Consider the following 20,659-nt stretch of genomic DNA (forward strand, 5'->3'; position numbering starts at 1 on the left):
TCGATCCGCTCACCCCCCGAACCCGTCTCTTCGCCGCGGTCCGCGCCGGGCCGAAGAGCAGAGAAGGTGCAGCAATGGCGACCTCGTACCCGTACCCCCTGTGGGAGAGCCTGTGGGCGTCCCACCGGCAGATCAAAGGGCTCCTGATGTTCTCCGAGCGCGGGAAACCGCCGCGGGCGGAGTCGGCGGCCTCCGGCGGACCCGCCGCACACGAGGGCTCCGAGGCCACCGGGCCGGCCGCGGAGCCCGGCGGCCCCGGCCCCGGCTACACGCCCGCCCGCGTCACCGGGCTGGTGCTCGGCCCGCTGCTGTTCGTGGTGACGCTCCTGTTCTTCGAACCCGAGGGGCTCTCACCGGCGGGGCTGGCGGTCCTCGCCACCACCCTGTGGGTCGCGACCTGGTGGATCACCGAGGCGATCCCCATCCCGGTCACGTCCCTGCTCCCGGTCGTACTCCTGCCGCTGACCGGCGCACTGGACGGCGATACCGTGGTCGCGGCGTACGGCAACGACATCATCTTCCTCTTCCTCGGAGGGTTCTCGCTCGCGATCGCGATGGAGAAATGGAACCTCCACCAGCGCATCGCCCTCTCGATCGTCGCGGCGATCGGGACGAGTCCGCGCCGCATCGTCCTCGGCTTCATGGTCGCGACGGGCTTCCTGTCGATGTGGGTCTCCAACACGGCCGCCACCATGATGATGATCCCCGTCGGACTGGCGGTCGTGTACCAGGCCGCCCGTTCGCTGCGGGGAGGGGAGTTCGCCGACGACCTGCCCAGGTTCGAGAAGTCCATCGTCTTCGGCATCGGATACGCGGCCACCATCGGCGGCCTCGGAACGCTGATCGGGACCCCGCCGCTCGCCGTTCTCTCGGCGACCGTCGGGGAGCTCTTCGGCGAGAGCATCTCGTTCGGCGGGTGGATGGTGTTCGGGGTCCCGACCGCCGTCCTCCTGCTGGCCCTGGCGTGGTTCTACCTGACGGGCGTCAAGCTCAGGGTCCGGTTCAAGCAGCTTCCCGGCGGCAGGGAGATCATCCGGGAGGAGCGGAGGTCCCTCGGCCGGATGTCCACCGAGGAGAAGGTCGTGCTCGCCGTCTTCCTCGGAACGGCGTTCATGTGGGTGACCCGGTCGTTCCTCTGGGAGGACCTCCTTCCCGGGATCAGCGACGGAGTGATCGCGATCGTCGCGACGGTGGTCCTGTTCACCCTGCCGACCCGCAGCGCCGGGGAGAAGAGGATCCTCCGGTGGGAGGACTCCAAGAAGATCCCCTGGGGGATCCTCCTGCTGTTCGGCGGCGGGCTGGCCATCGCCGCGGGGTTCGTCGACACCGGCCTCTCCGCGTGGATCGGCGAACAGCTGCGCGTGCTCGACGGGGTCGACGTGATCCTGACCATCGTCATCGCCACCGCGCTCGTGCTGTTCCTGACGGAGATCACCTCGAACGCCGCGACGGCGACGATGATCCTCCCGGTCATGGCGGCCCTCGCGGTCTCCCTGGGCATCCACCCGTACGCGTTGATGGTCCCCTGCGCGATGGCCGCGAACTGCGCGTTCATGCTCCCGGTGGGCACCCCTCCGAACGCGATCATGTTCGGCACCGGCAAGGTGAAGATCATGGAGATGGTCAGGTCCGGGTTCTGGCTGAACGTCATCGCCCTCGCCCTCATCGTCGCCGGGGTGCTGTTCATGCTGCCGTTGCTGTGGGGGATCGACCTCATGGCCCTCCCCGCCGGGTTCCGCTAGCCGCAACGCCGGGAGGCGAAGCCGACCGGCCCCTGTCGACCGAACCCGGTGGAGCGGCCCTCCACCGGGCCACCCGCCGGGAACCCCGCGACCATCCCCGGCCCCGAACGCACACCCCAGGACTCATCCCCTGTGGTGGACGGGCGCTGGCAGACCAGAGAGTGCGGGCGATGCCGGCAAAGGCCGGGAGCGGCCGGCCGGTGGCGTCGGTGCGGCCGGCGGCATCCGGCCGCCCGGGGCACGGCGCGCTCCGCCCGCCACCGGTGCCCGCCCGGCCGCCGCGAAGACTCCCCACCCCGGCGGGCCGGGCGGCGCGACACCCCGCTCGCGCGTCCGGCCGCGCAGACGGGCGTGACCGCACCCCTTGCCCCGTGCGGTTCGGCCGGCTCGTGCCCGCGGGACCACGACGGAAACGGACCGTCGGGGACTCCACGGCCAGAGGTCGCAGGACTTGGTCGCAACAGGGGCGGCCTCCGGAACCACCGGGAACGTCAACGACCGGGCCCGCAGCCTGCTGCTACGAGCCTTGAGGTGCATCGGCGAGCGTGCGGTGGCGGGTATTGCGACACATCACGATGAGCTCGTCCAAGATCAGGATGCTCGCGCCGGCCCTTCTGACGTTCTCCTGCCACACCAAGGAATCACAGCCCGCCCTACAGCAAACCCCATAGCCGCCTAGCGTCATTCATACAGGTGGATCCCCGGGAAAATAAATCATCAATACCACGGATGTCCCGATAGGCAGCATCATTGCCTACTGGACATGAGCGATCTCAGCGAACAGGATTCGCACCACCACTCACCGATAATGATCCAGCCTTGCCTGCGGAACGCTCGGCCACGTGCATCCACAGCCATTCTCGTCGTTCTCACTCTCGGGGCACGAACCCGCCTCCTCCTTGCGTACGACTCACGAGACCTAGACAACTAGCGCCCACAGCATGACACCAACTTCCGGGAATCATCGGTTACATCTGAAAACTAATCAGACAAAGGCAAAGAGCACTCCTCCGAGGAAATATAAATCCGCCAATCTTCGTGATTTTTTCGGAAACTCATGCCCAAATCCTCCATGTAATCAAAAGAAAAGAAAGTCACATATCCAGAAAACATGCCAGGATCTCCCATGATCGGAGCCGCGCTCACCCTGGAAACGATCCTGCGATCTGGAATTTGAAGATTGGCCCGATAAAGAACCTCCCAAGCAAAGGCAGTCCCCCTCCCAAGGAGGCCCGCAACTCCTTCCATACCGTTCGTGTCCATGTCCTCATCTGGGATACCCCTGCCATTAACGGCCAACTCGTACTCACCTGGACCAGGGAATGAGGCTCTCGATCCAAAGTAGAATCTTTTAAACTTCGAGAGCAGGGCAGAACCATCTTCCATGATCCAACCATCTACTACGACATCGGAAAAATCTTCTGGAAAATCTTTGCGCCGCAGATCACCCACAAATCCGGACCCCAAAAGAGACTCAACACCGGGACTGAAAGAAAACAAAAGCCTCTCCCTCCACCATTCCAGCAAGGCATTCAAATTCGATTACCCGCACGGGAAAACTCACTGCAACTCCAAGTGCAACCAAAGAGGGCGCCACAATGTCGACTTTTCATTGAATTCCCAAAGAGGGGAAAACCCTCTTCTCGGCGACAGGCTTCCTTTATCCTACATCTCAGGAATTCTCTTATTGGGATTCTCGGCGGCCTGGTTGTGCGTCGATGGTGGAATGGATTGTGCCAGACGAGCCGGGGAACCGTTCCAGCGGTTGGTGCCCGAGGCACCCATCCATCCCCGGGGCGGCGGACGGCGCAGACACGGCGACCGGAAGGCCCTGGCCACGACCATCTTTGTGGCCACGCCGGTTACACCTGTAACCCGGGGCTGGGCCAAGCTGCACCGGCTGGTCCTGGACGAGCTCGGTTCCCGAGGTGAGTCGGACTGGTCGCGGTGAGCGATCGGACCGGTGAACATGCGTGCCCTCAAAGGGGGGATCTGACGGGTCCTGATCTTGTCGACCGGGGCAAGAAGGGGGCGAAGATCCACCTGATCACCGGTCGATCCGGCCTGCCCCTGTCCGTGTTCATCTCCGGGGCCGCACCCATGACAACCAGGCCCTACGACCCCTGGTTGGAGGGATTCCTCCCCTCCGTTCCAGCCATGGACCACCACGACGCCGCACGGCCGAGCTGCACGGCCACAAGGGCTGCGACCACCTGCACCACTGGCTCAGGCAACAGGGATCGTCCACCGTCCGACCCACACGAGTGGGGAGTCCTCCTCGAAACGGTTGGGGCGCCACCGGTAGCAGGTCGAACACACCATGGAGTGACCGGCCGGATGCCGCCACCGGCCGACCACTCCCTCACCTTCGCCGGCATCGCCCGCATCCTCATTCGGTACCGCGGACTCGCCAAATGAGATGAGCTCTCAACCCGCTCCGCCCATCCACCGCCGAGCGCGCTGTGCCCGCCCCGGGGTCGGGGCGGGCACAGCGCGCTCGCGGGGCTCAGACCTGGGCGGGAACGCGGCCGGGCGGGGGGTCGGCCGGCGGGCCGAAGTACTCGTGGGCCGTGCGGGCGAGCAGGGTGGCGCCGTCCGCGATGACCCGGTTCGCGGCCTCCCCCACGCAGGCGGCGGCGAACCCGGGCTGGTGGTTGCTCACCGGGAAGCACCCCAGGCCGATGTAGGGGTGGATGGCCGGCACGTGCCGGGACACGTTGCCCATGTCGGTCGAGGCCCGGTTCATCGTCTGCTGCTCCGCCGGGGCGTCCAGCCGCCGCCCGAGCGCGCGGGCGTGGCGCGTGTAGATCTCCAGGGCGCGCTCGTCCGTGCGGAACTCGGAGTAGGACTGCGACTCCGGGGTGAACTCCAGCGCCGTGTCCGTCGCCAGCGCCCCCGCCTCGAAGCACCGCCGCACCCGATCGCGCAGCGGCTCCAGTTCGGCCAGGGTCTCGGCGCGGGTGTACCAGCGCCCCTCGGTCACCTCGGGGATGGCGTTGGGCGCCTGGCCTCCCACCGTCTGGATCCCGTGGACGCGGGTGCCCGGCGGGAGCTGCTGGCGCAGCAGCCCCAGGGCGACCTGGGCGACGACGAACGCGTCGTTGGCGTTGCGGCCCTCGTGCGGGTAGGCGGCGGCGTGCGCCGCCCGGCCGGTGAAGCGGACGTGGTCGTGGGCGACCGCGTAGGGCTCGGCCCGCGGGGCGTCGACCGGCGCGGGGTGGGCCATCAGCGCCAGGTCCAGGTCCCGGAAGGCGCCGGCGTCGAGCATCTCGATCTTGCCGCCGCCGCCCTCCTCGGCCGGGGTGGCGATGACGTCCACGCGCAGGTCGAACCGCTCGGCCCACGGCCGCAGCGCGATCGCCGCCCCCGCGGACATGGCGGCGATCAGGTTGTGTCCGCAGGCGTGGCCCAGGCCGGGCAGCGCGTCGTACTCGACGATGAAGCCGACCCGGCGCCGCCCGGAGCCGTAGGAGGCGTGCAGCGCCGTGGGGAAGCCGAGGTAGGAGGTCCGGACGGCGAAGCCGAACTCCTCCAGCAGCTCCGCCGTCCACCGCGCGGCGCGGTGCTCCTCCCAGGCGGTCTCGGGGTGGGCGTGCAGCGTCTCGGAGTAGGCGATCAGCCGGTCGAGGTGTCCGGTCGCGTCCGGCAGAGCGCCGGAGCGGTCGGCGGCACCGGGGATATCGGAGGTGCCGGAGCCACCGGCTACGCCTGAGATATCCAGGGCACCTGGAATACCGGTCCCGCCGGGGACGCCGGGGGATCCGGAGCCGTCTGCGATGCCCGGTACACGTGAGACTCCCGGGACACCGGTCCCGCCGGGAACGCCGGGGGATCCGGAGCCGTCTGCGATGCCCGGTACACGTGAGACGCCTGGGACGACGGTCTCGCCGGGAACGCCGGTCCCGTCGGGGTCCCAGGAGCCACCGGACCCACCGGAGGCACCCCCGCCCCCATCCACAGCCCCCGGTTCAGCGGTCATCGCCGGGCACCCCGTATCCCGGTGCGGCGGCCGGGTCCAGGCCGCGCCGGACGTAGTCGTCGCGCTGCGGCAGCCAGACGCCGAGCAGCCCGCCCAGCGCCCCCACCGGGTCCTCCTGCCAGTCCACGCGCAGGTCGGTGTCCCGCCAACCGTTCGCCGACACGGTGGACAGCCCCGCCGAGTACACCGGCCCCGCCTCTCCGCCGGCGGCCAGGCCCGCGGCGAGGGCGGCGAGCAGGCGCTCCTCCAGCTCTCCCCCGGTCTCGCCGAAGGCGGCGCACATGGCCGCGGGGACGCCGGGGTCGGCGAGCATGTTCCCGGCTGCGGCGCAGTGCGGCCCGGTGGCCTCACCGTGGACGCCGAGGGTGTGCCCGCCGCTGAACGCGGCCGCCGCGCCGGAGGCGTCCACCACGGTGAGCTGCCGGTACGCGGCGTTCGGTTCGCCGCCGACCACGGAGTCGAGCGCCTCCCGCGCCCCCTCCCCCGCGGCGAGCCGGTCCAGCAGCGCCGTCCCCAGCCTCGGGTCGGTGATGTTCTGGGAGGCGACCGCGCCGACGCGGTCGCGCAGGTGGACGACGCGCGCGGCGACGGCCGGGGAGGACGAGGACACGGCGATGCCGAACCTGCCGTCCTGGTGGGCCGCGATGGAGAAGGTCATGCCCCGCCTCCCGAGATCACGGCGGTCGCGTCGATCTCCACCAGCCACTCGGGCCGGGCCAGGGCCTGGACGACGATACCGGTGGAGACCGGGTGGACGCCCTTCAGCCAGCGCCCCATCTCGCGGTAGACCTCCTCACGGTAGCGCGGGTCGACGAGGTAGACCGTCACCTTGACGATGTCCTGGAGTCCGCTGCCCGCCTCCCTGAGCAGGAGGTCGATGTTGGCCATGGCCCTGTCGGTCTGCGCGCGGACGTCGCCGACGCCGACGGACTCCCCGGTGTCCAGGTCCTGGCCGATCTGGCCGCGCAGGTACACGACCCCTCCGGCCACCACCGCCTGGCACAGGTCGTTGTCCAGGTTCTGCTCGGGGTAGGTGTCCCTGGTGTTGAACTTGCGGATGCGCGTGTGCGTGGTCATGGTGTGATCACCCCTGGGCGTGGGACGGAGACGGGAACGGGCGCGGGCTCGGATTCGCGTGCGAACCCGATGGCGGTTGCGCCTGCGACTGCGACCGCCGTCGCGGGTCCGGCCGCGCGTCGTGGTGCCGCATGTAGCCGCGCTGGATCGAGATCTGGTCGGCCACGTACCTCGCGTCGTGCCAGGCCCCCCAGATGAAGCTCGAACCGCGGCGGGACTGCCACGGCAGCCCCATGAAGTAGACGCCGGGCTCGGAGGAGACCCCGCGCTGGTGCCGGGGCCTGCCGTCGGCGTCGAGGGCGTCCACCTGGAGCCAGGAGTAGTCGGCGGTGAAGCCGGTGGCCCACAGGACGGTGGTGATCCCGGCGGCGGCGAGGTCGAGTTCGAGGACGGGGTCGGTCACCGACTCCGGGTACTCCCCCAGCTCCCGGGCCTGCGGCTCCTCGGGCAGGTCGAGGCCGTTGCGCTCGATGTAGGCGTCGGCCTCGTCGAGCAGGGCCAGGTGGTCGGCGTCGCCCCGGGCGATGTTGTCCCGCAGGTCGGGGGCGAAGCGGACGGTCCCGGCGTCGAAGGACTCCGTCCGGCCGACCAGGGTGATGCCGCGCGCGGCCAGGGTGCGGAAGTCCACGGTGTGGCCGCCGTGCGCGCCGCTGACCGCGATGGTGACGTGTTCGGCGCCCTGGGGAGGGGTCGCCGCCTCCCACTTGCCGAGGACGCCGAGCCACCAGACGAAGTCGTGTCCGCGGTACCTGCGCGGCGGGCGGTCGTGCGGGCCGACGGAGAGGTACACCCGCCGGCCGGCGGCCCGGAGCTCGTCGGCGATCTGCACCCCCGAGGAGCCGGATCCGACCACGAGCACGGCGCCCTCGGGCAGCTGGGCGGGGTTGCGGTAGGCGCTGGAGTGGAGCTGGTGCGGGACGGCCCCCTCCGGGAGGATCGGGGGGACGACCGGCCGCTGGAACGGGCCGGTGGCGGCCACGACGTAGCGGGCGTGGATGTCGCCGTCCGAGGTCCGGACCCGGAACCCCCGGCCGCCGGGGCGCCTGCGCACGGAGGTCACCTCGACCCCGCACCGGATCGGCGCGCCGATCTTCTCGGCGTAGTCGGCCAGGTAGTCCGCCACCTGGTCCTTGGTGGCGAAGTCCTCGGGAGCCAGGCCGGGGAATTCGAGGCCGGGGAAGCGGTCGTGCCAGACGGGGCCGTTGGTGACCAGCGAGTCCCAGCGCTCCGAGCGCCAGCGCTCGGCGACGCGGTGCCGTTCCAGGACCACGTGCGGCACCGCGCGGTCGCCGAGGTGCTCGCTCATCGCGATCCCGGCCTGCCCCCCTCCCACGACGACGACCTCGATCTCTTCGACTGACATGCGGAACCTCCGGGGTTCGTTCAACGCGTGTGGTGTCGCGGGGCGGGCGCGCCCCGCGTGTTCTCTCCGGACCGTCCGGCGGCCGTCCGCGAGGGGGGTCCGCGGGGCGGGGCCTGCCGGTGTCCGGGCCGTGGCCGGTTCAGCGCGGGGCCCGGTCGCTCTCGTGCAGCAGGCTGGAGCCCGCGGTCTCGGGCATGGTGCGCAGCGTGACCGCGCCGATGACGCCGATGACGATCATGGTGAAGGCGGGGACCATGGAGCTGCCGGTGAACGAGATCAGCCAGGTCATCAGGTACGGGAGCGTGCCGGCGAAGAACGCCCCGGCGACGCTGTAGGCCATCGACAGGCCGCTCTGCCGGGTCCGGGTCGGGAACAGCTCGGCCACCGCGGAGGCGTGCGTGCCCAGGATGATCGCCAGGATCAAGGCCAGGCCGAAGGTCGCGGCGAACGCCGCCCACGAGGCGTCCGCCTGCATGAGCAGGAACAGCGGGACTGCTGCGACGACCAGCAGGGCGGCGGCGGTGTAGAGCACGGGCTTGCGGCCCACGCGGTCGGAGACGATGCCCGAGAGCGGGATGACCCCCATGGCCACCACCGACGCCGCGGCCGAGAGCAGGGCCGCCCGGTCGGCGGGGATGCCGACGATCTCCTCCTGGTAGGTGATCAGGTACACGAGGACGATGTAGAAGGTCGAGTTCATGAAGGTCTCGATGCCGACCGTCTGGAGGAACTGCCTGCGGTTGGAGCGGAACACCTCGACGACCGGCTGGCTGGGGACGTTGTTCATGTCCTCCAGGGCGCGGTACTCGGGGGTGTCCTCGATGCGCAGGCGGATGTAGAGGCCGACCGCGGCCAGGGGCACCGTGAGCAGGAAGGGGATCCGCCACGCCCAGTCCAGGACGGTCTCGGCGGGGAAGGCCGCGTGCAGCGCCCAGACCACGAACGACGCGCACAGGAACCCGGCGACCGAGCCGAACTCGATCCAGGAGCAGCCGAACCCGCGGCGCTTGGGCGGGGAGAACTCGGCGAGGAAGGCCGCGGCCGAGCCGAACTCGCCGCCGGCGGCCAGCCCCTGGATGACGCGGGCGACCACGAGCAGGATCGGCGCGAGGATGCCGACGGAGTCGTAGCCGGGCAGCAGTCCGAGCATGAGCGTGCCCGCCGCCATCGAGATGATGACGATCGACAGGGTGGCCTTGCGGCCGAAGCGGTCGCCGAGGTGGCCGAAGAGCACCGATCCGAGCGGGCGCACGAAGAACGCCACCGCGAAGACGGCGAAGACCGAGAGGAGCGCGGTGGTGCCGTCCTGTTCGGGGAAGAACACCTGCGCCATGGTGGTCGCCAGGTACGCGTAGACGGCCCAGTCGAACCAGTGGACGAAGACGCCCACCGCTCCGGCGAACACGCTCCTCCGCAGGTCCTTGCGGTCCACCCGCTCCGAGAGCTCACTCGTCATCCGTCCTCCTGGGGGTGCGGTCCTGGTCCTCCCCCGGGCCCGGGGCCGTGGCGGCCCCGCCGCCGCGGGAGGTTCCTTCGATGACCAGGAGGCCGCTCGCACACGGGGGTGTGCGGTCGAGGTCCGCGAGGGCGCCGGGAGCGCCCGGGGGCCGCGGGGTCCGACCCGCCTGTGTCATGGGTCACCACTATCGGGGCGGTCTGTACGATCTGTAAAACACATAGATCCGAAGCTCCCCTTCGGAAAAACCGATACCCCGGAGAACGGAACCCCCTGATGAGCGACGTGAGCCTGCGGCAGCTGGAGTACCTGAGGGCCATCGCGCGGCTGGGGTCGGTGACGGCGGCGGCCCGGGAGCTGTTCGTCTCGCAGTCGACGGTGTCGACGGCGCTCACCGACCTGGAGGCGGCGCTGGGGGTCGCCCTCTTCGTCCGCACGCCCCGGGGGATGCGGCTCACGGAGTCGGGCCGGCACGCCCTGGCGGTGGCGGACGACGTGCGGGCCAGCCTCGAACAGCTGCGGGAGTCGGCGCACCGGGAGCGGGAGGAGGTGGAGGGGGACCTCACGGTCGGCTGCTACGCGACCATCGCGCCGATCCTGCTGCCCAAGGTCATCGCGGAGTTCTCGCGCAGGTACCCGCGGGTGCGGCTCTCGTTCGTGGAGGCGGCCCACGGCGCCCTGCTGGACGACCTGCTCGGCTCGCGCATCGACCTGGCCGTCACCTACCACTACGAGCTGGCCTCCGTCCGGCCGCCGACCGGGGTGGCCACGCAGTGGCTGCGGTCCGACCCGCCGTACGCGCTCGTGCCGGTGGACGGGGCCCTGAGCGCGAAGGAGGAGCTGACCCTGGCCGACCTGGCCACGGAGCCGCTGATCCTCTTCGACCTGCCGCCCGGCGGCGACTACTTCCTCGGCCTGTTCGACCGGGCCGGGCTCACCCCCAACGTGCGCTTCCGCACCGGCAGCTTCGAGATGGTGCGCGCCCTGGTCGCCCGCGACCTGGGCAATGCCCTGCTCACCCAGCGCACCGTGCTGGAGCGCAGCTACGAGAACCTGCCGTACGCCACCCGGGAGCTGGACATCCGCTCCGAGGGGCTGGGGATCGAGATCATGCGGCTCGCGGGGCGCAAGCCGGTGCGCCGGGTCCAGGCCTTCATCGACGTCTGCCGCGAGGCCGTCGCCTGACCCCGGGGCCGGAACCGCGGTCCGGAACGGGTTCCGGGGCGCCCGGGGCGGCGGGGTCCGTCCCGGTGCCGTCGCTGTCGCGCGACACCGGCGGGGCTGCCGGGGCGGTGGGAGCGCTGTGCTCCCGCCGCTCCGGGCTCCGTCGCCGCCGCCCGCACTGCGTCGCGGGAGCGGACCTGTCGCCCCGCACACCCCGCGAACGGCTCCCGATCACCGGAAGGGGCCCCGGCCCGCCCCCGCGTCCGCGATGGGTATCAGCCGCCGTTGGACTGGCGGATGCCCTCGGCGAGCGCCTCGAAGGTGTAGACGAACCCGCCGTCCCGGCCGCTGACCGTCATGTAGGCGTCGGTCTCCCCCGGTGCGATGGCGACGTTGGTCGCCGAGTCCAGGCCCTCGGCGTCGTCGGCGGGCACCTCGACCGTCGCCAGGTGCTCGCCGAGCGGGCTGTACACGAGGATGCCCGGCCGGCCGTGGACGGCCTGGTAGAGGTTCCCGGCGGCGTCGATCGCGTTGGAGTCCACCCGGCTCGTACCGCCATTGAAGTGGAGGGCGGTGTGGGCCGTCTCCACGGCGGTGCCGTCACCGTCGAGCGCCAGGTGGTCGACACGGTTCGCCGCGTACTGGCTCACCCACAGCCCGGTGAAGTCCTCGGTGAAGGAGATGCCGTTCGGCGCGGGCAGGTCCCGGGCCAGGACGGTCGCCTCCGCCGTCTCCCCGTCGATCCGGACCACCCGGCCCCGGGCCTCCCAGACCGGCCCGTCGAACCCGGTGGAGTCGCTGACGTACAGGTTCCCGTCCTCGTCGAAGGCGAGGTCGTCCGGCCGCATGACCGCCCCGTCGACCTCGCCGGAGAAGAAGGTCGTGTGGTCCTCCCCGTCGGCGGTGAGGCTGTCGATCCTCCCGCCCGCGAAGTCGGTCAGGTACAGGCGCCCGTCGGAGGGGCTGAACTGGGCGGAGGTGTACGCGCCGTCCCCCTCGGTGAAGACGGTTTCCACCTCGCCGGAGCCGGTGTCCACCCGCAGCACCTTCGGCTCTCCCTCGGGGGCGGTGACGTCGACGACCAGCAGCCCTCCGTCGGGGGCGAGGACGGGCCCCTCCAGCAGGGTCATCCCGGTCTCCTCGTGGACGGAGGTCACTCTGGTGAGGAGCTCGGCCGTCACCTGCGCCGCCGCCCCGGGTGCCGGGGCCTGGGCGGGATCCGGGTCCGGGGGTTCGGGGGCCGAGCAGGCCGTCACCACGACCGCCAGGACGGGCGCCGCGAGCGCTCGGGCGGCCGCCGCGCGCCGCCCGGCGGAGGGGGGCTGTTGCATGGGGGCTCTCTTTCTCTTCTTGCTCTGTGCGTTCGGTGGCACGGGTGCGGACCATTCGTGCGGGGATGCGGGCGCGGGGGCACGGGACCGGCGCACGGCCCCGCACCCCTGGCCCGTCCGGGGATCAGTCCCCGGGCTTGAGGACCTCGTGGAGGCGCTCCTCGCGCCACCGTCCGAGCAGCCGGTGGAAGGCCACGGGCCCGGGGCTGTAGGAGGTGCCGCCGTGGACGCCGGCGCCCTCGCGGTTGTAGTAGCCGGGCGTGCACTCGGCCTGGAACGCGCAGTTGTCGTGGGCGGTCTCGCGCACCTCCCGCCCCCACGCCTCGGCCGCCTCCGGGGAGGGTTCGACCACCACGTCCCCGGCCTTGCGGGCCGCGGCGACGACGGCGGCGATGTGCTCGGCCTGCTCCAGCAGGATGTGCGCGAAGTTCACGGAGTTGGCGTTCTGCAGCGCCCCCAGGTGGAAGAGGTTGGGGAAGCCCGGGCTGTAGAAGCCGTGCAGGGTCACGGGTCCGCGGCTCCAGGAGGCGAGGAGCTCCCGGCCGTCGCGGCCGCGCACGGGGAGCGCGCCGGACAGCACCCCCGAGACGCCCACGTCGAACCCGGTGGCGAAGACGACGCAGTCGACCGGGTACTCGGCGTCGCCCACGACGACCGCGTCCCGGGTCATGCGGGTGATGCCGCCGTGGTCGGCGGTGTCGACCAGGGTGACGTCGGGCCGGTTGAAGGTCTGGAGGTAGTGGTCGCTGAAGCAGGGCCGCTTGCACATGTACCGGTACCAGGGCTTGAGCAGCTCGGCGGTGGCCGGGTCGTCGACGACCTCGTCCACACGGGCCCGGATCCGGTCCATCGTGCGCGCGTCGGCGAGTTCGTCGAGGCGCTCGCGCTCCTGCGGGGGGACACTCGTGTCCAGCGCTCCGGAGACCACCTTGCGCTGGAGCCGGGCGGTGGCGGTCCAGCCGTCCCCGGTCAGGTCGGTCTCCACGGGCTCGCCGGAGACGACGGCGAGGAAGTTCTCCATGCGCTCGCGCTGCCAGCCGGGCTTGAGGGAGGCCGCCCACTCCGGGTCGGTGGGGCGGTTGTCGCGGACGTCCACCGTGGAGGGGGTGCGCTGGAACACGTACAGGTGCTCCGCGTCGCGGGCGAGGTGCGGGATGACCTGCACGCCGGTGGCCCCGGTGCCCACGACCGCGACCCTCTTGTCGGCCAGGCCGACCAGGCCGCCGTCCTGGTCGCCGCCGGTGTAGCCGTAGTCCCAGCGGCTGGTGTGGAAGGTGTGGCCCGCGAAGTCCTCGATCCCGGGGATGCCCGGCAGCTTGGGCCGGGTCAGCGTGCCGGACGAGGTGATGACGAACCGGGCGCGCATCCGGTCCCCGCGGTCGGTCCCCACCGTCCACTCCCGCGCCCGGCCGTCCCAGTCCAGGGAGGTGATCCGGGTGTGGAACAGCGCGTCACGGTACAGGTCGAAGGTCTCGGCGATCGCCACGGCGTGGCGGCGGATCTCCTCGCCGGGGGCGTAGCGCCACTCCGGTACGTAGCCGACCTCCTCCAGGAGCGGCATGTAGGAGTAGGACTCGATGTCGCAGTGGATGCCCGGGTAGCGGTTCCAGTACCAGGTACCGCCGAAGTCCCCGGCCTCGTCCGTCATCCGGATCGACTCCACGCCCGCCTGGCGCAGCCGGGCGCCGGTGACGAGGCCGCCGAACCCGCCGCCGACGACCAGCACCTCCACGGTGTCGGTCAGGGGCTCGCGCTCCCTCCGCGGGGTGTAGGGGTCGGTGGCGTAGTAGCCGAACTCTCCGGCGGCGGAGCGGTACTGGACCGCGCCGTCGGGGCGCAGGCGGCGGTCCCGCTCGCGGGCGTACCTGGCCCGCAGCGCGTCGAGGTCGATCTCCGGGGCGTGGTCCGTGGCCGGCATGCGGTTTCCTCTCGGTCTCTCACCGTGGCGCCGGTCGGGTGCGGCGTCCAGGGGTCGCGTCCCGGCTCGGGGCCGGGGCGGGCGGGAGGGGGATGCGCCGGGGCCGGGCTCAGCGGTCCTCGGCGGTACGAACAGCGGGGGCGGTAGGGGCGGACGGACAGGGTGGCGGCGACCGCGCGGGCGGTGTCGGCAACGGCGGCTCGGGCAGTAGGGGGATGGACGGGATGCCCAAGGCCCGCATGAGCGGAACACCGGCCCCGCCGGAGGCCGGGACCGGGACGACCGGGCCGGGCCGTACGCGTGGCGGCCCTGCGGGCGCCCGGGCGCGGACACCGCCCATGAGGGGACCCCCGTCTCCTGACGTGCACCGATACCGACTTTTAAGTCAGTCGCCTGACTTAAGATAACAGTGTGTACCGGACCGGATCCCCTTTCGGTCGGACGCGGAGGGAAGGCGGGGACGCGGCGGCGCCGTCAGCTGGGCAGGAGCGGTTCCGGTGTGGTCAGCGTCACTGTCCGGGCCGACCGCGCCCCGGGCCAGGCCCCGGACCGCCCCGCCGGGCGCCGGAACGGGCCTGCCGGACGGGATCGGTACGGTGGTCCCCATGAGCGAGAGGCGGACGAGGTCGGAACGTGTCGTCACGACACGCGAGGCGATCCTGGCGGCGGCGGAGCGGCTCTTCGCCGAGCACGGGATCTCCGGCGTCTCCAACCGCCAGATCGGCCAGGAGGCCGGGCAGGGGAACAACACGGCGGTCACCTACCACTTCGGCTCCCGGGAGGGCCTGGTGCGCGCCATCGTGCGCAGGCACACCGACCGGATCGAGGAGATCCGCCGCCACATGGTGCTGCGGGCCGAGGGCTCCGACGACGTCCGGGACTGGATCGCCTGCATGGTGGCGCCCTTCGCCCAGCACCTGGCGGACCTGGGCGTCCCCTCCTGGTTCGGGCGGTTCAGCGCCCAGGTCATGGCCGACCCCGCCTACCGCGACATCATGGCGCTGGAGGCCCTGGACTCCGCATCCCTGGCCCGCGCGGGCAGGGAACTGCTCCGGTGCCTGCCCGACCTGCCCGAGGAGGTCCGCGAGGAGCGCCAGGAGATGGTCCGCATCCTCATGGTCCACATGATCGCCGAGCGGGAGCGCGCCCTGGCCGAGGGGGCGCACACGGCGCACGACTCCTGGCAGCGGGCGGCGTCCGGACTGGCCGACGCCCTCGCCGGCCTGTGGACCGCCCCGGTGGCCCTGCCCCGCCCGTGAGCACCGGCCGCTCCCTGCACGGCCGGTGCCCCTACCGCGGCCCGCGCAGGAACAGGAACAGTTTGAGCCCGCGGAGCCGCCGGGCGTCCCCCGTGGCCTGGTAGCCCCGGACCGCCTGCGCGTAGGCGTGGCGGGCCTCGTCCCTGCGCCGGGTCGCCCGCCAGGTGTCACCGAGGCCCTCCCAGGCCTGGGCTTCGCTGTGGATGTCGCCCGACCGTCGGGAGAGGTCGCGTGCGCGGGTGTAGGCGTCCTCCGCCTCGTCGAGCCGGTCCGATCTGCGCAGCACCAGGCCGAGGTTGTTCCAGGCCAGGGCCTCGCCGTGGGTGTGCCCGAGCCGCTGGTAGAGGTCACGCGCCCCGGTGTAGGCGTCGGCGGCCTCCGGTAACCGTCGCATGCTGAACAGGACGTTGCCGAGGTTGTTCCGCGCGTCGGCCTCTTGCTTGGTGTCGCCGAGCCGCTCGGAGAGCTCACGGGCCCGGGTGTGAGCGTCCAGGGCCTCATCGAACCGGCGCGCCTCGCGCAGTGCGAGGCCGAGTCGGTTCCACGCCAGGATCTCCCCCTGGCCGTCGCCGAGCCGCTCGGAGAGCTCACGGGCCTGAGTGTGAGCGTCGATCGCCTCCTTGAACCGGTACATCTCGTCCAAGGACGAACCGAGGTTCGTCCAGGCCAGGGCCTCACCCGCTTCATCCCCGACCTGCCGGTAGAGGTCGCGTGCCCGGGTATGGGCATCGATCGACTCCTTGAACCGGCGTGCCTCGCGCAACGACGAACCGAGGTTGTTCCACGCCAGAGCCTCGCCCTGTGTGTTACCGAGCCCCTGGTAAAGATCGCGGGCGCGCGTGTGCGCGTCGACCGCCTCCCCCGCCGCGAAGGTGTCCTGAAGGACGTTGCCGAGGTTGTTCCAAGCCCTGGCCTCGCCCCGCGTATCGCCGAGCCGTTCGCAGAGGTCACGGGCACGCGTGTGCGCCTCGACCGCCTCCCCGAACCGGCGCACCATGCGCAGCGCCGAACCGAGGAAGTCCCATCCGTCGGCTTCGCCGACGGTATCGCCGATCCACCGGTAGAGGTCGCGCGCCCGGGTGTGGGCGCCGACCGCCTCGTCGAACCGGTGCGCGTCGTACAGCGCCAGGCCCAGATCGTTCCAGGCCACGGCCTCGTTGAAGGTGGCGTTGAGCTGCTGGAAGAGGTCGCGCGCCCGGGTTTGGGCATCCACCGCCTCATCGAACCGGAGGACCCCCCGCAGGGCTTTGCCGAGGTTGTTCCACGCGACGGCCTCCCCCTCGGTGTCGCCGGACCGTCGGCAGAGGTCGCACGCACGGGCGCAGGCGTCCACGGCCTCCTCGAACCGGCGCATCTCGCGCAGCGCCGAGCCGAGCCGGAGGCACGCCCGGCCCTCGTTGTAGGTGTCGTCGAACTGTCGGTAGAGGTCGCGTGCGCGGGTGCAGGCGTCCACCACCTCGTCGAACCGGCGTACCTCGCCCAACGTCATGCCGAGGCTGTTGCACGCCCATGCCTCGCCGTGGCCGTCGTCGGCCCGGCGCGCGGCCTCCCGGGCCAGGGTGTACACGGTGACGGCCTCTTCGAACCGCTCCTGCACGTACAGGTATGCGCCCAGGGCGCCGGACAGATCGACGGTGGTGGAGGCGCGTCCGGTGTCGTGGGCGGTACGCACGGCGGCGGCCATGTTCTCCCGCTCGGCGCCCAGCCACGCCAGCGCCGCCTCGCGGTCCGCGAACACCTCGTTCGGAGCGCCGCCGTCCGTGGCGCGGACGTGCGCGTCCGCGGCATAGGCCCGTGTGGTGTAGAAGTCCAGGAGCCGGTCCAGGGCCCGCTCCCGGGCGTCCCCCTCCCCTCCCCCCGTGTCGGGTCCGGGCCGGAGTGCGAGGGTGCGGGCGCGGTCGGCGAACGCGGGGTCCATGGACCAGCGGCCGCCGGGCCGCTCGGTGAGCAGGTGCGCCGCGGCCAGGTCCCACAGCGCCTCCTCCGCCCGCGAGGGCTCGTCGGCCGGGAACCCGGCCAGGGCCGCGGCCGCCTCGGTGGAGATGTCGGGGCCGGGGGCCGAACCCAGCAGCACGAACATCCTCGCCCGGTCCTCGGGCAGGGCGATCAGGGACAGGAGGGCGTCCTCCGCGGACCCGTCCGGGTCCGCCCTCGTCCGGGCCACGGTCACCAGCCGGGTCCGGTGCCGGGTGATGGCCTCGGTCAGGTCCCCGTCCGGCCACCCGCCCGCGGCGCGCGGCCCCGCGTCCGGTGCCCGCGGGGCCAGGGCGGACAGTACGCGATCCAAGCCGGGGCGGGCGGCGGGGTCCTTGGCCAGACAGTCGGCGACCAGAGCGGCCAAAGGCCCGGGCAGGGCGGCCAAAGGCCCGGGCAGGGCGGACAGGTCCGGTTCCTCGTACACGATGCGGAAGACGACCGCGTGCACCGGGCCGTCCCCGAACGGGCTGGCGCCGGTGGCCGCGAAGGCGAGCACGCACCCCAGGGAGAACACGTCCGAGGCCGGGCCGACCTCCCGGGCGCGGGCCTGCTCGGGGGACATGAACGCCGCGGTCCCCAGCACGGCGGAGGAGTGGGTGTGGGAGGTGGAGTCCAGGGCGCGGGCGATCCCGAAGTCGATCAGCCGCGGCCCGTCCTCGGCCAACAGGACGTTGCCGGGCTTGAGATCGCGGTGCACCACCCCCTGGGCGTGCACCGCCGCCAGGCCCTCGGCCAGGCCCGCGCCCAGCGCGGCGACCGCCTCCGGCGGTAGCGGCCCCCGCTCGTGCACGGCCCGGTCCAGGGAGGGGCCGGGGATGTAGGCGGTGGCCATCCACGGCGGGTCGGCGTCGGTGGCGGCGTCCACGACGGAGGCGGTGTAGAGTCCGCCGACCTTGCGGGCGGCGGCCACCTCGGCGGCGAACCGACGCCGGAAGCCGGCGTCCTCGGCCAGCTCGGGGCGGACCACCTTGACCGCCACCGGGTACCCGCCGGGCGAGGTCCCCAGGAACACCCGGCCCATCCCGCCGCCGCCCAGGCGCGCCCGCAGCGTGTAGGGGCCGATCCGGGCGGGATCGCCGTCGTACAGGGGGTCGGGCATGGCACCGCTTCCGGGTGAGGGGGTGTTCGTCCGGTCGTCAGCGTCGATGATGCCAAAACACCCTGCCGTCCGGGAGCTCCGTCCCGCTCCGGCCACAGGTATCCGTCCCGGGAGGCCGGACACGGAAGAAGGGGGTGCTCGGAGGCCGCGCCGCCCGAACACCCCCTGCCGGGGAACCGCACCGGACCGGGAGTCCCTCCCCGGTGGCGCCGCGCGGTGACCGGAGCGACCGCAGCGACACGACCGGGAACGACCGGTGGGCCGCCCGACCGACGGGACGGCGACGGGACCGGGGACCGGAGCGGGACCCGCGTTCCGCTCCTCCCCCGTCCCCACCACGGGACCGCGGGACCCGTGGGGTGCACATTCGCCGTGCCCGCCCTGTACGTCGTCCCCGGGGCGCCTCCGGTTCCCGGAATCCGGGGATTCGGAACGCCGACACGGGGCCCGGTGCGCCCGGCCCCGGGTCACCCCTTGCGGGCCATCCCGCAGAACTCGTCCATCTCCCGGGCCCGGCCCACCTCGACGGGGTCGGGCCGCCACAGCGGGCACGAGACCACCCCGGGCTCCACCGGCTCCAGTCCGTCGAACAGGGCGCGGATCCGCTCCGGGGTGCGCAGGTGGTAGACGGCCGAGCCCGCCTCGTTCCACCGGCGCACCGCCTCCTCCATCGCCTCGCCGGTCACCGCGCTGGTGCTGTGCACGATCGCCAGGTGGCTGCCCGCGGGCAGCTCCCCCATCAGGTGGTCGATGATCCGCTTCGCCTCGGCGTCGTCCCCCACGAACGGCAGCACCCCGAACAGGGTGATCGCGACCGGGCGCTTGAGGTCCAGGGTGCGGGCCGCCCGGTCCAGGATGGTGTCCGGATCGCGCAGGTCGGCGTGGATGTAGTCGGTGGCCCCCTCGGGGGTGCCGGTGAGCAGGGCGCGCGCGTGGGTCAGGACCAGGGGGTCGTTGTCGACGTAGACGACCCGGGCGGCCGGGTCCTCCCGCTGGGCGACCTCGTGGGTGTTGTTCGCGGTGGGGAGCCCGGTCCCGATGTCCAGGAACTGGTCGATGCCCGCCTCCCGGACCAGGTGGGTGACCATGCGGACCAGGACGGCCCGGGTGGCGACGGCGATGTCGACGATCTCGGGCAGGACCGCGACGATCCGGTCCCCGGCCTCGCGGTCGGCCGGGTAGTTGTCCTTGCCGCCCAGCCAGTAGTTCCAGATCCTGGCGGAGTGGGCCTGTGAGGTGTCGATGGGGGGCGGGGTGTTCATGGCACCGTGTTTCGCAAAGGGGGCGGGGGCGCCGCCCAGCCTAGGGGATTTCAAGGCGTTCCCTCCGGCGGCCGCTGCGGCTCCCGGGCGCGCGCCCGGCCCTACCCCGCCGGACGGGGACCCGGCCCGGCCCGCTCGATGTCGGCGGCCGGATAGGGCGTCCGCTTGCTCACCGTGAGCAGCCTGCGGTGGAACCCGTCGAGCACGAGGGCGGCCCGGGCGTTCCGGTCGATGACCCCGGCGATCGCGGACGGAACCCCCTCGGGCCTCGCCCCCGCGATCCAGTCGCGCAGGAACGCCCCGGACCGTACACGGCCCGGGGCACGCCTTCCCCTGTTCCCTCACCACCCGGTCGGACGCTCCCTCTCCCCCACCGCCCGAGGGATCGACACCACCCGGTAGGCCACCTGTCCGAACCGCTTCTCGGCCACGAACAGCGCCCCCTCCCATCCGGCAGGCGTCCCCATCCGTTGCGCCAGGCGGAGCACCTCGTCCTCCTGGCGCCCGTCGCACCCCTCGGGGAAGTACGACAGCTCCACCCGCGCCGCCTGCCCGACCGGCAGCCGCGGATCCGCCTCCAGGAACCGCGCCAGCGCCCGCAGCCCCTCCACCAGCTCCCGCCGCTCCACCATCCCGGCGTCCGGCACCGTGTCCGCTCCGGCCTGCCGACACGGTCCGCTCCACCGCCCGGCCCCGGCCTCCCCTCGCTCGCCGACCGCCCGCAGCCGCACCCCGTGTCGACACCGCCGCGCCCGTTCCGGCTTCCCCATACCGCCCCCTCCCTCCAGCAGAAAAACCTTCCACCCGGGAAAGAAGCCACCCCACCGCCGAGATTGGACACCCCCTCCCGGCCCGCCCCGGGGAGCCCACCAGGGCACCACCTTTCGGCCCCGCCGTCAGCCCACCCAAAACCCCTGTGACCTGCACCGTCAGCCTCAAGCACGGTGTTCGCCTCTGAGCGAAGGCCCAGGACCACGATCCGGACGGAAGACCGACATCCGTTTCCGGCCTCCGGCACCCGGCCCGCAGTGT

At 72.1% G+C, this 20,659-nt stretch carries 14 protein-coding genes and 1 pseudogene; 4 read left to right on the top strand and 11 right to left on the bottom strand.

Annotated elements, in window-relative coordinates; all coding sequences use genetic code 11:
* Nucleotides 1–74 precede the first annotated feature (74 nt).
* Nucleotides 75–1,742, top strand: coding sequence for an SLC13 family permease (locus KGD84_RS18730; RefSeq protein ID WP_220561718.1), 1,668 nt, complete (start codon nucleotides 75–77; stop codon nucleotides 1,740–1,742).
* 981 nt (nucleotides 1,743–2,723) lie between these two features.
* Here KGD84_RS18730 and KGD84_RS18735 read toward each other — a convergent pair.
* Complete coding sequence (locus tag KGD84_RS18735; protein WP_220561719.1) at nucleotides 2,724–3,269, bottom strand: hypothetical protein; 546 nt, start codon at nucleotides 3,267–3,269, stop codon at nucleotides 2,724–2,726.
* Nucleotides 3,270–3,460: 191 nt separating this feature from the next.
* Here KGD84_RS18735 and KGD84_RS18740 point away from each other — a divergent pair.
* Nucleotides 3,461–4,160: pseudogene (locus KGD84_RS18740) on the top strand (transposase family protein).
* Nucleotides 4,161–4,248: 88 nt separating this feature from the next.
* On the opposite strand, the gene KGD84_RS18745 reads toward KGD84_RS18740, so the two are convergent.
* The 5 genes from KGD84_RS18745 to KGD84_RS18765 all read right to left on the bottom strand — a co-directional run bounded on the left by KGD84_RS18745 (nucleotide 4,249) and on the right by KGD84_RS18765 (nucleotide 9,617).
* Nucleotides 4,249–5,721 (bottom strand): M20 family metallopeptidase, encoded by a 1,473-nt coding sequence (locus KGD84_RS18745; protein WP_255646647.1) that lies wholly within the window; start codon nucleotides 5,719–5,721, stop codon nucleotides 4,249–4,251.
* Nucleotides 5,711–6,379: a DUF1028 domain-containing protein gene (locus tag KGD84_RS18750; RefSeq protein WP_220561720.1), complete on the bottom strand. Its 669-nt coding sequence runs from the start codon at nucleotides 6,377–6,379 to the stop codon at nucleotides 5,711–5,713. Before KGD84_RS18750 ends, KGD84_RS18745 begins: the two co-directional genes overlap by 11 nt.
* On the bottom strand, nucleotides 6,376–6,798 hold the full coding sequence (locus KGD84_RS18755; RefSeq protein ID WP_220561721.1) for a RidA family protein: 423 nt from the start codon (nucleotides 6,796–6,798) through the stop codon (nucleotides 6,376–6,378). Before KGD84_RS18755 ends, KGD84_RS18750 begins: the two co-directional genes overlap by 4 nt.
* Before the next feature lie 7 nt (nucleotides 6,799–6,805).
* A complete protein-coding gene (locus tag KGD84_RS18760; RefSeq protein ID WP_220561722.1) occupies nucleotides 6,806–8,161 on the bottom strand; it encodes a flavin-containing monooxygenase in 1,356 nt (451 codons plus the stop codon).
* A 139-nt stretch (nucleotides 8,162–8,300) separates the two neighbouring features.
* Nucleotides 8,301–9,617, bottom strand: a complete 1,317-nt coding sequence (locus tag KGD84_RS18765; protein WP_220561723.1) for an MFS transporter — start codon at nucleotides 9,615–9,617, stop codon at nucleotides 8,301–8,303.
* Nucleotides 9,618–9,893: 276 nt separating this feature from the next.
* On the opposite strand from KGD84_RS18765, the gene KGD84_RS18770 reads away from it, so the two are divergent.
* Nucleotides 9,894–10,802: a LysR family transcriptional regulator gene (locus KGD84_RS18770; RefSeq protein WP_220561724.1), complete on the top strand. Its 909-nt coding sequence runs from the start codon at nucleotides 9,894–9,896 to the stop codon at nucleotides 10,800–10,802.
* Between the two features lie 254 nt (nucleotides 10,803–11,056).
* On the opposite strand, the gene KGD84_RS18775 is transcribed toward KGD84_RS18770, so the two are convergent.
* Together KGD84_RS18775 and KGD84_RS18780 are read right to left on the bottom strand one after the other, a co-directional pair.
* Nucleotides 11,057–12,112, bottom strand: coding sequence for an SMP-30/gluconolactonase/LRE family protein (locus KGD84_RS18775; protein ID WP_220561725.1), 1,056 nt, complete (start codon nucleotides 12,110–12,112; stop codon nucleotides 11,057–11,059).
* A gap of 124 nt (nucleotides 12,113–12,236) precedes the next feature.
* Entirely contained in the window at nucleotides 12,237–14,030 is a 1,794-nt protein-coding gene (locus tag KGD84_RS18780) for a flavin-containing monooxygenase (RefSeq protein WP_220561726.1), read from the bottom strand.
* 605 nt (nucleotides 14,031–14,635) lie between these two features.
* Here KGD84_RS18780 and KGD84_RS18785 point away from each other — a divergent pair.
* On the top strand, nucleotides 14,636–15,289 hold the full coding sequence (locus KGD84_RS18785) for a TetR/AcrR family transcriptional regulator (RefSeq protein WP_220561727.1): 654 nt from the start codon (nucleotides 14,636–14,638) through the stop codon (nucleotides 15,287–15,289).
* A 31-nt stretch (nucleotides 15,290–15,320) separates the two neighbouring features.
* Here the strand turns inward: KGD84_RS18785 and KGD84_RS18790 are convergent, their stop codons facing one another.
* From KGD84_RS18790 to KGD84_RS18800, 3 genes are all read right to left on the bottom strand, one after another.
* Nucleotides 15,321–18,365 carry a serine/threonine-protein kinase gene (locus KGD84_RS18790; RefSeq protein ID WP_220561728.1) on the bottom strand — a complete coding sequence of 1,015 codons (3,045 nt, stop codon included), beginning with the start codon at nucleotides 18,363–18,365 and terminating at the stop codon, nucleotides 15,321–15,323.
* 467 nt (nucleotides 18,366–18,832) lie between these two features.
* Entirely contained in the window at nucleotides 18,833–19,627 is a 795-nt protein-coding gene (locus KGD84_RS18795; protein ID WP_220561729.1) for an SAM-dependent methyltransferase, read from the bottom strand.
* Between the two features lie 341 nt (nucleotides 19,628–19,968).
* Complete coding sequence (locus KGD84_RS18800; protein ID WP_220561730.1) at nucleotides 19,969–20,397, bottom strand: hypothetical protein; 429 nt, start codon at nucleotides 20,395–20,397, stop codon at nucleotides 19,969–19,971.
* Nucleotides 20,398–20,659 lie beyond the last annotated feature (262 nt).

The sequence above is a fragment of the Nocardiopsis changdeensis genome (assembly GCF_018316655.1).
Lineage (GTDB): Bacteria > Actinomycetota > Actinomycetes > Streptosporangiales > Streptosporangiaceae > Nocardiopsis > Nocardiopsis changdeensis.

Bases quoted from the DNA above. Each gene is read 5' to 3' on its own strand.
- KGD84_RS18730 (WP_220561718.1), top strand. From the start codon at position 75: ATGGCGACCTCGTACCCGTACCCCCTGTGGGAGAGCCTGTGGGCGTCC.
- KGD84_RS18745 (WP_255646647.1), bottom strand. From the start codon at position 5,721: ATGACCGCTGAACCGGGGGCTGTGGATGGGGGCGGGGGTGCCTCCGGT.
- KGD84_RS18750 (WP_220561720.1), bottom strand. From the start codon at position 6,379: ATGACCTTCTCCATCGCGGCCCACCAGGACGGCAGGTTCGGCATCGCC.
- KGD84_RS18755 (WP_220561721.1), bottom strand. From the start codon at position 6,798: ATGACCACGCACACGCGCATCCGCAAGTTCAACACCAGGGACACCTAC.
- KGD84_RS18760 (WP_220561722.1), bottom strand. From the start codon at position 8,161: ATGTCAGTCGAAGAGATCGAGGTCGTCGTCGTGGGAGGGGGGCAGGCC.
- KGD84_RS18765 (WP_220561723.1), bottom strand. From the start codon at position 9,617: ATGACGAGTGAGCTCTCGGAGCGGGTGGACCGCAAGGACCTGCGGAGG.
- KGD84_RS18770 (WP_220561724.1), top strand. From the start codon at position 9,894: ATGAGCGACGTGAGCCTGCGGCAGCTGGAGTACCTGAGGGCCATCGCG.
- KGD84_RS18775 (WP_220561725.1), bottom strand. From the start codon at position 12,112: ATGCAACAGCCCCCCTCCGCCGGGCGGCGCGCGGCGGCCGCCCGAGCG.
- KGD84_RS18780 (WP_220561726.1), bottom strand. From the start codon at position 14,030: ATGCCGGCCACGGACCACGCCCCGGAGATCGACCTCGACGCGCTGCGG.
- KGD84_RS18785 (WP_220561727.1), top strand. From the start codon at position 14,636: ATGAGCGAGAGGCGGACGAGGTCGGAACGTGTCGTCACGACACGCGAG.
- KGD84_RS18790 (WP_220561728.1), bottom strand. From the start codon at position 18,365: ATGCCCGACCCCCTGTACGACGGCGATCCCGCCCGGATCGGCCCCTAC.
- KGD84_RS18795 (WP_220561729.1), bottom strand. From the start codon at position 19,627: ATGAACACCCCGCCCCCCATCGACACCTCACAGGCCCACTCCGCCAGG.
- KGD84_RS18800 (WP_220561730.1), bottom strand. From the start codon at position 20,397: ATGGGGAAGCCGGAACGGGCGCGGCGGTGTCGACACGGGGTGCGGCTG.